Origin of the sequence: Mesorhizobium sp. M0761 (genome assembly GCF_040320205.1) — a bacterium.
GTDB lineage: Bacteria > Pseudomonadota > Alphaproteobacteria > Rhizobiales > Rhizobiaceae > Mesorhizobium.
The window spans coordinates 1-14,153 of the sequence record NZ_JAMYPF010000021.1; the positions used below are offsets into that span (position 1 = coordinate 1).

The 14,153-nt window shown below is 57.8% G+C and carries 11 protein-coding genes and 3 pseudogenes; 2 read left to right on the plus strand and 12 right to left on the minus strand.

The annotated features are described in order from the left end of the window. Positions 1-271: 271 nt before the first annotated feature. A complete protein-coding gene (locus tag NKI32_RS26230) occupies positions 272-1,327 on the minus strand; it encodes a cytochrome-c peroxidase (RefSeq protein WP_353004274.1) in 1,056 nt (351 codons plus the stop codon). A gap of 957 nt (positions 1,328-2,284) precedes the next feature. Between NKI32_RS26230 and NKI32_RS26235 the strand changes: the two genes are divergently transcribed. After that, entirely contained in the window at positions 2,285-2,638 is a 354-nt protein-coding gene (locus NKI32_RS26235; protein WP_353004276.1) for a hypothetical protein, read from the plus strand. Positions 2,639-2,775: 137 nt separating this feature from the next. On the opposite strand, the gene NKI32_RS26240 is transcribed toward NKI32_RS26235, so the two are convergent. Continuing rightward, positions 2,776-3,816, minus strand: coding sequence for a glycosyltransferase family 10 domain-containing protein (locus tag NKI32_RS26240; RefSeq protein WP_353004278.1), 1,041 nt, complete (start codon positions 3,814-3,816; stop codon positions 2,776-2,778). 1,128 nt (positions 3,817-4,944) lie between these two features. Here NKI32_RS26240 and NKI32_RS26245 point away from each other — a divergent pair. Next, positions 4,945-5,418 (plus strand): Ros/MucR family transcriptional regulator, encoded by a 474-nt coding sequence (locus tag NKI32_RS26245; protein WP_353004279.1) that lies wholly within the window; start codon positions 4,945-4,947, stop codon positions 5,416-5,418. A 227-nt stretch (positions 5,419-5,645) separates the two neighbouring features. Here the strand turns inward: NKI32_RS26245 and NKI32_RS26250 are convergent, their stop codons facing one another. The 10 genes and pseudogenes from NKI32_RS26250 to NKI32_RS26295 all read right to left on the minus strand — a co-directional run bounded on the left by NKI32_RS26250 (position 5,646) and on the right by NKI32_RS26295 (position 14,127). Further along, entirely contained in the window at positions 5,646-5,858 is a 213-nt protein-coding gene (locus tag NKI32_RS26250; protein ID WP_023671852.1) for a cold-shock protein, read from the minus strand. Between the two features lie 188 nt (positions 5,859-6,046). Then, a pseudogene (locus NKI32_RS26255) lies at positions 6,047-6,160 on the minus strand (transposase); the annotation flags it as partial. A gap of 40 nt (positions 6,161-6,200) precedes the next feature. Further along, a pseudogene (locus NKI32_RS26260) lies at positions 6,201-7,187 on the minus strand (M81 family metallopeptidase). Between the two features lie 119 nt (positions 7,188-7,306). After that, a pseudogene (lhpI, locus tag NKI32_RS26265) lies at positions 7,307-8,288 on the minus strand (bifunctional Delta(1)-pyrroline-2-carboxylate/Delta(1)-piperideine-2-carboxylate reductase). Between the two features lie 94 nt (positions 8,289-8,382). After that, entirely contained in the window at positions 8,383-9,654 is a 1,272-nt protein-coding gene (locus tag NKI32_RS26270; RefSeq protein WP_353004281.1) for an FAD-dependent oxidoreductase, read from the minus strand. 134 nt (positions 9,655-9,788) lie between these two features. Then, entirely contained in the window at positions 9,789-10,412 is a 624-nt protein-coding gene (locus tag NKI32_RS26275) for a helix-turn-helix domain-containing protein (RefSeq protein WP_353004284.1), read from the minus strand. Between the two features lie 50 nt (positions 10,413-10,462). Continuing rightward, positions 10,463-11,326 carry an ATP-binding cassette domain-containing protein gene (locus tag NKI32_RS26280; RefSeq protein ID WP_353004286.1) on the minus strand — a complete coding sequence of 288 codons (864 nt, stop codon included), beginning with the start codon at positions 11,324-11,326 and terminating at the stop codon, positions 10,463-10,465. Then, positions 11,323-12,309 (minus strand): ABC transporter ATP-binding protein, encoded by a 987-nt coding sequence (locus NKI32_RS26285; protein WP_353004288.1) that lies wholly within the window; start codon positions 12,307-12,309, stop codon positions 11,323-11,325. Before NKI32_RS26285 ends, NKI32_RS26280 begins: the two co-directional genes overlap by 4 nt. Before the next feature lie 10 nt (positions 12,310-12,319). Continuing rightward, a complete protein-coding gene (locus NKI32_RS26290) occupies positions 12,320-13,213 on the minus strand; it encodes an ABC transporter permease (protein ID WP_353004290.1) in 894 nt (297 codons plus the stop codon). Further along, entirely contained in the window at positions 13,210-14,127 is a 918-nt protein-coding gene (locus NKI32_RS26295) for an ABC transporter permease (protein ID WP_353004292.1), read from the minus strand. The genes NKI32_RS26290 and NKI32_RS26295 overlap by 4 nt, the downstream gene beginning before the upstream one ends. Positions 14,128-14,153 lie beyond the last annotated feature (26 nt).

A 14,153-nucleotide genomic window follows, 5' to 3' on the forward strand; every position in this document is an offset into this window, starting at 1 on the left:
CGCGGGAATCAGGTGACGTGAACAATCACCAGCCTGCCATGACCGCCCCCTCTCAGCGAATTTGCAGAACTCTCAGCACACTACCTCAGGCGGCCACAATATATGCTGCTGCGTCTGTCCGCCCCCACTTGATTCGCGCAGACTACGGCGCGGTGGCAGGTTTCGGGTATCGCTAGCGTCCCGCCAATTCGGAGATGGACGTCGCAATTCCGTGTCGCCCAAGTAAAAGTCGCACTCATTTTCGATTGCGACGTACGCAGCCAGCTGGCCCTTATTTTCCTGAGATCTGCGTTACAGGCCGGGGCGTTGTCGCCGTTTCTGAGGGTAGGATGGGATAGGCGACGTCGGGTGCCTCTCCGGTCAGCGAGTTGAGAAAGGCAACAAGCAGGTCGACTTCTTCGTCCGCCAGTACCACACCAAGCTGGGTGGTCCCCATGATGGCAACGGCCTGTTTCAGATCCCAAACCTTGCCCGAATGAAAGTATGGCGCCGTGAGTGCAACGTTGCGCAGCGGGGCCACGCGGAAAACATAGGAATCGTCAGCTGCATTGGTGACCGTAAATCGGCCCTTGTCTTTGCCCGGCAGGACCTCGGCGCTGGGCTGTTCCACAAGGCCGAATGGGTAATAGGCTTGCCCACCAACGTTGATGCCGGCATGGCAGGACGAGCAGCCTTTGTCCATGAAAAGCGCCAGGCCCTGTTTCTGTTCGGAAGTCATGGCAACCTCATCACCATTCAGGAAGCTGTCGAACGGAGCCGGTGTGACCAGCGTCGCCTCGAAGGCTTCGATCGCCTTGGCGAAGTTGTCGAAGGTGACCCGATCGGCTTCAGCGGGAAAAGCTGCATCGAACCACTCGACATATTGCGGCATGGACTTGAGCGTGGCGATGACTTGGCCCGGTGTATTGGCCATTTCGATCCCGGCTTGGACCGGTCCCTTCGCCTGAGCCTTCAGGTCTTCGGCACGACCATCCCAGAACTGGGCGATGTTGAAGACAGCGTTCAGTACAGTCGGCGCGTTGCGCTGTCCCTTCTGCCAACCATGGCCGATCGAGGTTTCGTGATTGTCGTCGCCGCCGGTGGCCAGGTTGTGGCATGAGTTGCACGACAAGACGCCTGACGCCGAGACGCGTGGATCGAAGAACAGTGCCTTGCCGAGATCGATCTTTTCCGGGGTGATCGGGTTGTTGGTGACTGTCGGCGTGGTGGATGGCAAAGCCGTGAAGGTGGCCAATGCCGTATCTCTGAGGTCGGTGGGGATCGAATCCGCAGCAAAGGCGGTGGGTGCCAGCAAGGTGACAGCCATCGTACTGAATAGGATTTTCATAATTGGTCTTCCTGCGTCGTCCACGCAGCCATTATGCGATCTGCGGCTCATGAACGCCCTGAGCTAGATCAGCTTGAGGGAGAGGACGGGGTCTGACACCTGTTTTCGCAGCTGAGCTGGGACCCTCTTGGAAGTGATCGCTCTTCTCGATTGGCTTCAGGGAGAAGGAGTATCCCTGCTCGGCAACCAGTTGTATGCATCAAAGCACGCCCTGAGGGCGGCTTCGTAGATTCGGTCACTGCGATCTTCCAGCCAAGGTTCAGAAAGTCACAGCATGCGCAAGACTGGCAATCTCTTGCACGAGGTGCGCTGCACGCCTTGCGAAAAGTGAGCTTCTGAACCGTCCGGGTTCATTCGTTCCTCCTGACCTGCTGATTGCGTGAATCGGCCTTATCGACACCCGCCGACTGCACATTGTGATGTCACCAGCGATGGCGGTTTCAATACCTAAGCAGCAACGCTCTATGTGACAGTATGGATGTCGTATCGGAACAGGCGTTCCGCCTTTGGGGACCGTCACACCGGCATATAGCTCCGCTTCTACGAACATCCCATCACGCGAGGAAAGACATGGCCAACACGCGCAGTATCGCCAATCTAGCCCTTTGTGTCGACGGCGCCGCGCTTGAGCAGGTCCACCCGCTGTAACTGCCTCACCTTGATCCACAGATCCTAGGCGCTGACCACGTTGTCGTCATCATTTGACGGGCGGGGGGCATTGGCCCATAAGCGAGCCACCGCAAAACTGTGCGGTTGCCGATGCGTACTGAAGTGAATTGCAATGATCTTCGGTTTGCGAAACACGCACGTCCGACGCAGCTTGCGTTGACAGAGGCGGTTTTAGGCGCAATAGCACTTCCGCTGGCCTATTTTGTGGAGTTCCATTGTGGTTCGGCCAAGGGCGCGGGGCGCCGGACCGGCCCCTTGTAAACCTAATCAAAGAGAGAGAGACCCTGCATGGAAGAAATCTTACCGCGCATCGCCACTGGTGCCGGCATCGGCCCGGCTCTCGCAGAGAAGGCCGTTGGGTTAATGCTGGGTTTCCTGCGGAGCCACGCGGCCGACGGTCCCGGCGCGCGCATGATCGAGGCCATTCCGGGAGCTTCGGAATTAGTAGCGAAGTATCATGGCGACGACCCAGAGGGTGGCGGCCTTATGGGGCTCGGGCAGCAATTGATCGGTGAGGGTCTCAGCATGGCAAAGATCGCCGCCCTCGCCAACGAGACGATCGCCTGCGCCAAGGAACATGCCGGCGACGAACTCGTGGACGAGGTCCTCAATTCCGTTCCTGGCCTTCCCCAGTTCGTCTGATCAGCGGCAGCCGGGGGCGCATGACCTTGTGCGCCCGTGCCGGCCCGTCTGCGCAGCAGGCATTCTCCGCCGAGCGTTCCGCACCGATCTCGCCAGACCACCAACCGCCGGGCACGCGAAGCGAGCGTTGGAGTAATTCATTCGTCTGTTGCAAAATCAACTTCAGGCGATTCGATGTGTATAATTTCTGGCGGTAAGGGTTTATCCTGAACGCTTTCGATGAAGCCCGCGAGATAAGCAAACGTATTGTATTTCTCGAGGACTAGCCGCTTCGCCTCTCTTATTGCGCTGCGACGTTCCTTCCAGAGGTCTGAGTTGATGATTTCTTGAATTTTTTGGATTACGTTCTTGTCCTCTGGGTCAATCAGAACCATAGAGTCCGAAGGGAAGAACCTCGTGATTGCCGGGCTGCCGTAATAGATCGGCATTGTTTCAGCGACGAAGCAGTCCATAATCTTCTCTGTAAAATAGTAATCAGCACGAGTATTCTCGAACGCTATACTGTAACGATAAGGTGCGAGTGCGTTCCATTTATCTCCAATCAGCCGAAAACCTCGGCCGAACAGGTCAAAATCGAGCTCCTTTCTTAGCCGTTCCAGAAACGCCAGCCGATACCGATGTCCTTTAAGCAGGGCGATGTTACTGGTAATCCATGAGAGCCGAAGTGGCTTATCCACGACTTCGCTGACCAGAAGTTGGTCATATGTCTTGTTTACAGACCAAGACCGAGTGATCGGTGGAGACAAAACGAATCGGCGCGCTGCATTCTGCCGAGCAACCAGCTCTGCGTCAGACGTCAGGACGATAGTATTTTTCCCCTGCCCTTCATGAAATGCACGATGAGCTTTCGTCGGCGGTTCGCCGATTGCAAAAATTGTCCTGTTGGGGCTCGCCTCGATATCAACAGGGAGCCCAAAAAGAGAAGCAGAGTTAAAGACAACATGCCAATCGGGCACGAAGGAAGTCGTGCGTACAAAAGCGACATTGTTCCAGATTCCACTGCCCTTTGGAGTGAGGTGGTGGATTGCATCATCCAAAACGCCCCAAGAATCTAGACATGTAGCAACAATGGGCGCCGGGCGTTCCGTCAACAATTTGGCCGACAAAGCAGTTCCACTCCCTTCACTCGTGAAGGTACTCAATCGCCATTCCAGGATTGCGGTAACATCGGGCAGCATAAACCTTCCGGGACCTGCTGTCGAGGCAATTGTCGCTTTGCACTTGACCAGGTTCTTCCTCGCTTCGTGTGGTGATCAGGCCGGCTGAGTGGCAGCATGCGTGCCTAAGGAGCTCGCAGCCGGCGCTGCCTAATGGTACGTTTGATCGTCTTCAGGCGGTTGATCAGCCCTTCCGCCTCGGCCGTTCTCCACGGCAGTTCAATGGCATCGCGAACGGAGTCAACGTCACGGCGTAGGACCAGACCGAAACGCGTGATGGCGATGAGCCGGGTGACGCCAAGTCGATCGAAGTGCCGAGCTTGCCCAACTCACAGGCCCCGCAAAATGCCGCGGAAGGGCATGGCAAGCCTGCGCATAGTGGCAAACTCATGTCATCCCTGCTTCAGGACGTCGACCTTTCTGGCCTGGTTGATCGTCAGCACATCCGGACGCTTCATGCAGAGGGCCTCGGCGACTACCGGCGAGTTCACACGGCCGGTCGCGGCATTCCGTATGAGGACGCGTCGCTGGCTGGTTGATGCGTATGATTGATGCAGGCGGCTCACTGTCCTTACCCGGCCTCTCGGCGCGGCGCCAACTTGCGAGAAGCCGCTCCAGATTCGAGAAGCTGCCCGGTCGCCGCGCTGTTTGATGTCGTGGAACAGGTGTCATCCGGAGCCATTGCCGCCTCTCCAGGACCGGCTAAGAAACGCCTCGAAATACATTGATGTCCTTGGTTTATCAGCGGCGGTTCCCAGCCCCCTTGCAAGAGCGGCTCACCGGCGATGAACTTACATCGCTTTGGCCATTGCCAATGAACTTTTGTTCCATCGTCCTTGACGACCACCATCAAGCGATCACTTTCGCTCGATTTCACAGTCCAAAGAAGCAACAGCGCGACAAAAATAGCGCGCTTAGGCTCGAGGCTACTAGCAACATCGGCGCAAAGTTAGAGCGGCACGCGCCACGCACCTCGGCAGGGTCGCCAACAACGAGTGGCTCAGCGGTCACAACGCGAAATGTGGCGCATCGATGTCGCTTCTGGACGAGCATTGGCAATAACTCAGTCAGAGACATTGTTGCTTTCAGCGGCAACCGGCCCTATGAAGCGACGCTTCGCTGACTATGTTTCACCGCCTGGAGAGTTTCATGACAGAAGAAGCCGGAAAAAACGTCGACACACTCATTGAGCTTGCCGCCGATGTCGTGTCGGCCTACGTGTCCAACAATCCGATCCCGGTGGGGGATCTCCCTGGCCTCATCGGCCAAGTGCATGCGGCTCTGAGAGCGACGGCCGGAGGTATCTCTGCACAAGAGCCGGTTGCCCTTACGCCTGCAGTCCCGATCAGGAAGTCGGTGACACCGGACTACATCATCTCCCTTGAAGACGGAAAGAAATTCAAATCTTTAAAGCGCCATCTGTCGACCCACTATGGGCTGACGCCGGGTGAATATCGGGCCAAATGGGGCCTGCCGGTGGATTATCCCATGGTGGCGCCGAACTACGCCGCGAAGCGTTCGTCACTGGCGAAAACGATGGGGCTCGGCCGCAAACCGAAAGCGCCGAAAGAGCCGGAAGCGCCGGTGCCGACGAAGCGAACTCGCAAGAAGGTCGCGGCTTGATTGCGGCAGTTGAAATTCCTTCTGCAGCGTTGCAGCCGTCGGCTTAATCTGGGCGTCGCATAAAAAAGGCGGGGCCAACCCCGCCTTCCTTTCCAACAACTTGTTTCATGAGGAATTCGCGACCCATGCAGCAATCTGCTGCCCTCACTTTTTGCTCGTCCCTATCCAGCGGCAGTGAGCACTTCCGGGCCTGCACGCCCACTCTCGCGACTTCGCAGGAGAAAATTTCAACCAGCTTTGCTGAGGCTGCCAGCGGAGGACTTGCCAGTGCGGCGATCCTGCTCGATCTCATAGTTGATCTTCTGGCCGTCAGCGAGGGTCGAGAGGCCCGCGCGTTCGACAGCGGAAATGTGGACGAAAACATCCGGACCGCCATTGTCAGGCTGGATAAATCCAAACCCCTTGGTGCTGTTGAACCACTTTACCGTTCCAGTCGTCATATAGTTGTTCCTTCTTCTACAATGCAACGTGGGCAGGCCATTAGGCCTGTCCGAGTCATAGCCGAGAGTTGGGCGCAGCAAAAAGCGAAAAATTGTTAAGCCCCGATCAGCTGGCGCACTCCATTGCGGGCGTAGCCGACAGCAAGCACTGTCCTACACTACCGCTCAAGCGAGGGGCGAGGCGAGATACCCATGAGTTGGCGCGGGCTCTCGAACCGCTGCACGTCGCCAGCCTCGGTGGCGAATGTCACGGCAACAATCAGATCTACGCCCCGCAGGGCCTGGAGCGCCCGAAGGATCGGCGCCGGGCGATCAGGCCGGAACGAACTTGTCGATCCCGCCCTAAGCCGATCGACTATCCTGAACATCGGCGAGGACGATCGTTCCGCCCCTGCCTCCGTGGCGTAGGGCATGTTCCACTGCCTGTCCGACGCTGAGCAACGGCATCTCGAACATGCTTTCAGCCTCGAGCATCGCCGCGCAGGCCTTGTCGGCTGCGGCTGCGACGGCCGCTGCATCTGTCCCGTAAGCTACTATCGCCGGGCCGCAGTCCCGAATATCGGCCAAAGGAAAACCTAGCGCGATGTCAAGATTGAATACAGCGGCGTCCAGATAGTCCGGCAGTTTCTGGTACAGGCTCTTGCAAGGCTCGACGTCTGTGCACTGCGCGGCCAGCGGAATCAGAAACGGCGGCTTTCTGAACGCTTTTGCCAGAGCCCTGCCATGTCGGATGCGGTGCCCTAGTAGCGTAAAGGCGCGTTGACCGGTCGCGGCCATGTCGATGTGCGGGTAGGTGCGAAACAGAGCGATGCCATCACACAATTCACCATCGTCTCAGTGACGTTGGCGTGAAGATCAAGGCTGATGACGACGGGGCAGCTCAGGTCCGACGAATGCTCGGACGCTTCGAAGCAATTCTCCTTCACCATCCTCATATGATTGGACTGCCATAGCGCCATGAAGGTCGAGAAAAATCGCGTCGAGCTTCCCAGCGGCCGCGATGCCGCTGCAGATCTCCGTGGCGATCCGTTCGAAAGCGTCGTCCCACACGAAGCTAGTCGGCTCGGCCGCAGCCCACACTATGGGCACGAGATCGCACGTGTCTTTCGCGGCAGCAATGAAGCCCCCAATCGGGATCTCAAGGGGAGGAAAGACATCGAGAATGTCAGCGCCAAACGTTATTGCTGGCCAGCCGTGGGCCCGAGCGAAGTCGTCGTAGAAGGCGCCAAACGGGGCGAACGTGTTCGTCTCGTGCAAGAGGCCAGCAATGGCTACGCGCAAGCGAGCCTCTGCCGGCTTGGTCGATGCTGGTTCAACGCTTTCGTTCACACAATGCTCCCTTCGGGAATTGGGCCGGCTGTTGCTGGTTTGAGAACCGTTCCTGACAGTTAATTGCAGGTGCTGCGTTGCCGCCCACCGTCTCGCGCGCTGCTCGCATGCGGTTTGTGCTAAAAACGCGCGGTAGCCGCGCGAACGCTCTTGCAGACCATGCGAGCCGCGACAAGGTCGGCCAACCCGGATCCAACCGCTTTGAAATAGGTGATCTCATCAACGGCGGTGCGCCCCTTCACTTTCCCGTTTGCAAGGTCCTCGAGCGTGCCGAGGACATGTTCCTTGGCAAGCACGCCGCCTCCTATGGGCTGAACGAGTTCACCCGCCTCGTGCAACGGTTTCGTGCGGATCGACAAACACCCTGGCCATCATCAACGCTGCATCGTCTGCCTCCCTCACTTTCTGGGGTAAAGGCGCCAATGAGAGCGATGTGTGTTCCCTTACGAATCCACTGTCCTTTGATGACCGGCTCGGGGGCAAGGGTGGCAGCTGTGACAATGTCCGCCGCGCCTCCGGCCTGTTCCAAATCAGTCACGACCTGAGCGGTAATCCCGCGCTCATTCAATGAGCGAGTGAGCTTGTCAGCGCTCTCATGTTGAATATCCCAAACCGACACTTTCTCGACCGGTCTAACGGCGAGGTAAGCGTCAGGAATGAGGCTGCCGACCCGACCAGCGCCTATAACTAGTATTGAGCGTGCGTCCAGCCGAGCGAGAAAACGAGCGCCCAATGCGGCCGTGGCCGCCGTTCGCCTTGACGTGATGACATTGCCATCCATCAGGACAGTTGTCGGCCTGTCACCGCATCGTAGAGGATGTAGGTGGACGTCAGTCCGGGTAAGCTTCGGGCTGCGTTTCCTGGAACCACAGTGACTAGCTTGACCCCCAGGAACTGATCCTGATCCTCGGGTTTGGCCCAGGCCGGCATGAGAAGAAGGGTTGCATCCGGCTCACCAGTTTTCTCGAGATGATGATGATGCCGGGCAGGCACCACACAGCCATTGTGAAAACCGGCCTGTAGCGGGTCGACAAGTGCATCGAAGGGGAGACTTGCCGCAGTGGTATGGGCATCAATGATCCTGATAGCGGCATCAGTCATATCCGTTTGCTCCTTGTGGTATCGCTCCGTCGGCGAGCTTCGTAGCTTCCGTCCAGAATCGCGGCACGTCGAAGTTGCAGGCAGCAACGCAAAGCTATGAAAGCCATCGAGCCCTCGAACTGACGTCCTCTAACGATATTTGTTCGCCTATGATCCTTTGCGCCAGCAACTCGCCGCAGCCGAACGCCATCGTCCAGCCGAGTTGCCCGTGCCCCGCGTTGATCCAAAGATTGTCGAACCGCCGGATGCGGCCCAGGTAGGGGGGACCACCGGGGGTGGTTGGCCGCAGACCGGACCAGAATTCCGGCGTTGCCAAATCCACCGCGTGCCCGAAAGACCGTCGCACGTAAGCGGCAATCGGTTCAATGCGATCCTCGGGAAGAGAGCGATCGCGAGCCGCAAATTCAGCGATCGCGGTGACGCGTAGCTTTCCGCCAAAGGTTGCGACAGCCAGCAATTCCGTTTCGTCGACATAGGGCAACGTGGGCACCCCCTCGGGATCCGTAATCGTCCAAGTGCCCGAATAGCCCTTTACTGGATATATATTGGGGCGAAAGCTGAGCGAGCGAGTGATGTCGGGCGTTTCGACACCCGTGGCCAAGATCACTGCCGAGCAGGGTATTTCTCCGCGGTCTGTTACAATTGCCGCGATAGCATTGCCCACGCGGCGAAAGCCTGTGACGCGGGTATCGAAATGCAGACTTACCTTATGTGTCTGGCTCAAGTAGGCGGCTGCTCGTTGGCTAAAGAGCCGGCAATCGCCAACAGAGTCTGCTGCACTGAACAGCCCTCCAACCAAATCGGGCATAGCGGCGAGCGCAGGTTCGCGCATAATCAGCCCCTTCCGGTTAAGCACCTCGATTGCGCCGTCGCCATGACGCCTGATTGAGGCGACATAAGTGTCGAACTGCGTCTTGTTCCGGAACAGATACAGGCCGCCCTGATGTCGGATCTCTTTGGGGAGGTCCATGTCGGTTTCGGCCGCGGCGACGAGAGCGCGGCTATAGCGGCTCAGACGCTGGAGCTTGTCGGTGTTCCTTAGATGAGTCGAAGAGCGGCAGTTGAGCAAGAATTCAAGGCCCCAACGCCAAAGCGCAGGATCTCCCAGGCGTGTTATTTGGACCGCCGGGTCACGTCCCGCGATGGCTTTCACAATGGCGCCAATTGCTTGCGGCCCTGCCCAGGCTTTCGCGTGTCCGACAGCGATGATCCCGGCGTTCGCGCGGCTGCACATTTCGGCCGGGCCGGAGAGTGCGTCAATGACAGCTACGTTGATGCCGCGCTTCGAAAGAGCGTATGCGGTTGTGATTCCGGCTACCCCGGCGCCAATCACGGCGATGTTTTTATTTCCAATTCCGTCACTCATAGAATCTCTTCAAGACTTGGCCAAATTGATTTTTTCCTCTCAAACCCTTGGCACGTCCGTCAAAGCGCACATGCGAACAGATCACCGGAATGCCTTTTCGGCAAAAGTTCATCGTGCGCTAGCGCGAGATCGCTTCAAACGGCTGAAGAGGGCTGGACCAATACTCCGTGGACGCGCGTGGCGATCCACAAGATCAGTGCATCCTCCTCGCTTGCCGAAACGAGCGCGTGACCCATAGTGGAGTCATAGTAGCTGCTGTCGCCTGGCAAGAGGCGCACCGGTGCATAGTGCTCGGTGTGCAAGATCACCTCACCTGACAGCACATAGAAGAACTCCTCCCCCAGATGTCCCTCGATTTTGGTGAATTGTTTGATTGAGTGCGCACGCACACGCGTCAGCAGAGGCGTGAATTGCTTGGCTGCGAGATCGGCGCCAAGCAACTCGTATTCGTAGTGAGGTGTCTGTTGGAGAATGCCCTCGCCGCCTCTGGTGACGACTAGGCGGCCTGCCGCACCGGGTTTGCTGGTGGTACTGCCGAAGAGCTCGGTCACATCGACACCCAACCCAACCGAAAGGCGAAGGATGGTGTCGTATGTCGGCGAGACTTGGCCGTTTTCGATTTTTGATACGGCCGAAATCGAAAGCCCCGATCTCTGCGCCAAGTCATTCAGGGTGAGCCTGAATTGCTTGCGCAGCGTCTGAACGGTAACTCCTACCGGTGGATATTTGTGCTGCTGTATGGAATCCAACTGCGTCATCTCTATTTCAATTACCGAATCGGGCTGGGGCGTCAGAGGTCTTTTTACCATCAAGGAGCAATGTAGGATGGATAATCACGCATCGCCTGGCGGGCAGCGGCGTCAGCGCTCAGATCGGGAATACCGGCACCCGGCGCGACCGTCAGCGTCGAGTTCAGCAGAAGCTGTGTGTAGGGGTGGCGCGGCTTTTCGAAGATCGGCTCGGAAGCATTCATTTCGACGACCCGGCCAAGATACATTACCGCCACGTGCGTGGTCATATGCTGGATGACGCCCATGTTGTGGCTGATCATCACGTATGTCAGATCGAATTCCTCGCGTAGCTCCAAAAGCAGATTGAGCACTTGGGACTGAACCGACACGTCAAGCGCCGAGGTCGGCTCGTCGCATATCAGCAGTTTCGGGCGTGAGATCAGAGCTCGCGCGATGGCGACGCGCTGCCGTTGGCCGCCCGACATCTGGCTGGGATACGCTTCCAGGAAACGTGACGGCAAACCCACCACGTCAAGAATCTTTCGCGCTCGTTCTTGCCGCTCCGCCGACGTGCCCTCGCCGCGCAAATAGAGCGGATAAGCCACGATCGTGCCCACGGTCTGGCGCGGGTTCAGCGACGAATACGGATCTTGGAAAATGAACCCCATCCGGCCGGCGATCTGCCGACGTGTCATGCCGGCGATCGGCCGCCGATCCAGCAGGACGTCCCCTTGCGTAGCCGGGAGGAGACCGAGCATGATCTTTGCGAGCGTGCTTTTCCCAGACCCAGACTCACCAACGATCCCAAGAACATCGCCTCTCTTGACGACGATCGAGACGTCGTCTACCGCACGCACAGAGGCGCTTTGGCCGAAGATACCCCTCCGCCCGATGTATTCGTACGAGACCTTGCGCATTTCAAGAACGGATCTATCGCTCATGCTACAACCTTTAGCCGGATTTTGGCCTGGCCTGCCTTTATGCAGCGCGCCTGATGGCCTTCTCCGATCTCTTCCAGGTCAATCGGCCTTCTGCAAGCATCAGAGGCGAGAGGACACCTGTCGTGGAAATGACAGCCCTTCATACGCATTAGAAGCGAAGGCACTGTGCCGCCTATCGAGGGCAACGGCTTCATTCGCGGGTGCGAAGGATCAGGTACTGAACCGAGCAACGCACGGGTATAGGGATGGGACGGATTGGTGAACAGTTTCTCGGCGGGCGCTGTTTCCACCACCTGACCCGCATACATGACGAGCACCCTATCGGCCATGCGTGACACAAGCCCAAGGTCGTGGGTAATCATGATCAGCCCCACCCCGAAAGACTTCTGCAGGCCCATTAGCAGTCGCAGCAATTCAGCCTGGATGGTGACGTCCAGCGCCGTGGTCGGTTCATCCGCCACGATCAGCTCGGGCTCGCACATCAGCGCCATGGCGATTACGACACGCTGGCGCATCCCGCCCGAGAGCTCGTGCGGATAGTTGTTCAAGCATTGCGTCGCGTTGGAAATCCCAACCTGCTCGAGAAGTTGGACGGCTCGCTCCTTGGCCTCCGTACGAGTGGCCCAACGATGCGCCCGATAAACATCCGATAACTGTCGTCCGATCGTATGCAGCGGGTTCAGCGCGGTCATTGGCTCTTGGAAGATCATCGACAGACGGTTGCCCCGCAAACCTCGCAGTTGACGCTTTGAGATCGATTGCATGTCGATCCCGTCGAAGGTCATCTCCCGCGCCGTCCGCTTTGCCACCTTGGGCAAAAGCCCCAGAAGCGACAGCGCGGTGATCGACTTCCCACACCCGGATTCACCCACGATGCACAGAGTTTCGCCTTTCGATACGCTGAAACTTACATCCTGAACGGCGGCAAGAGTTCCGTTCGCCGTGGCGATGTCAATGTTGAGGTTTTCGACGTTGAGAAGCATTGGCCTTCCTTCAATTGCGTCCGTCGGGCGACAGCACATCGCGCAAACCATCGCCAAGAAGGTTCGTGCCAAGGACGAGCGTGAACAGAAACACCCCAGGTATAGTGATAAGCCAAGGCTCAAACAGGATCGAGGCTTTGCCTTCGGCAATCATCAGGCCCCATGACGGGAGGGGCGCCGGCACGCCGAGACCCAGGAATGAGAGGGCAGCTTCGAGGATCATAGCCTGAGCCATTTCAAGCGTAGCCACTACGACCAGATTGTTGAGGAGGTTTGGAAGGATCTCGTGCCTGACGATCTGCAGGACCGAGGCGCCTTGCAACTGCGCCGCGGTTACAAATTCCGTTGACCTCAGTTGAATCGTCGTTGCCCTCGTAACGAGCGCAAACCGGTCCCAAAGCAAGAGCCCGAGCGTCAGCATGACCACCGTAAGCGAGGATCCCACCAGCGCCACCACGGCCAGCGCCACCAGAATGACTGGCATTGCCAGACGAGCGGTGATGACGAACATCGCCACGCTGTCCACCTTACCGCCGAAATAGCCCGCGCAAATCCCGATAGTAGTTCCGATTATGCCTGAGATGACGGCGGTCCCAACGCCGATTACCAGGGAGATTTGGGCGCCATAGATGATGCGTGACAAGTAATCACGACCCAGCTGGTCGGTGCCAAGCGGGTGCATCCAACTTCCCCCCGGCAACCAGATTGGAGGGGCAAAACGGGTTGCAAGCGATTGCAGATACGGGTCATAGGGGGCCAGCAAAGGTGCAAACACAGCCATGACGACCACGATGAACAAGATTAAGGCCCCGAGTATCAAGCCGCCGTGCTTTAGACAGCGCAGCAAGTTGCTCTTTTTTGCAATCCGTTCCGATCTTGCTGGATATGCTGGGGCTTCGGTCATTTGCTGCGCATCCTTGGGTCAAGCATAGCATTGAGCATATCGGCCAGCAGGGTCAGCACCACATAGAACAGCGAGAAGCAGAGCACCAGCGCCTGGACAGTTGGTAGATCGGCTCGCGATATGCTTTCCCAGGCTAGAGAGCCCGCTCCGTGAATGGCGAACACATTTTCAACGACGACAGAGCCTGCCAGCATGAAACCGAACTGCGCCGACGCCAGACTGATAACGGGCAGCGCTGCATTACGCAGGGCGTAGTCGAAAAGAACCCGCGTCTCAGAGAGGCCCATGGCGCGCGCGGTTCGAATGTAGTCGGCCTCCAAGGCAGATATCATACCCGAACGCGTCAAGCGCATGATTGCCGGGGTGGCGAAATAGCCCAGCACGACGGTAGGCATTATAAAGCTTTGCCATGAGGCCGTGCCCGAGGCGGGCAAGATAGCCAGCTTCACGGAGAACAAGATGATCAGCAGAAGGGCAAACCAGAAGCTGGGCATGGCCTGGCCAACGACCGCGAAGAGCAAAGCGAGCCGATCCACAAAGCTGTTGGGCCAGCGACCTGCAACAACACCCAGCGGTACAGCAATGAGCAGGGCCAGAACCAAGGCGAAGAATCCCAGCCGGGCTGTCATCGAAAAGCGATCGATGAGAAGCGTGGCTACCGGCTGCCCGAAATAGAGACTTGTTCCAAAATCTCCGCGAAGAACTCCACCGAGCCAATGCACATACTGGACGATAATAGGCCGGTCGAAACCGTAGAGATGCCGCAGTCGATCGGCGTCAGCCGCAGTCGAAGCTTGCCCGGCTAAGGCAGCCGCAGGATCACCAGCCGCAAAGATCAAGGAATAAGCAATTAAGGATACAAAGAGCGTGAGGAGGCAAGCCATCAGTATCCGCCGCATTGCAAAATGAAACATTGTGCGCTCCTGCAAGGTTATGCCGT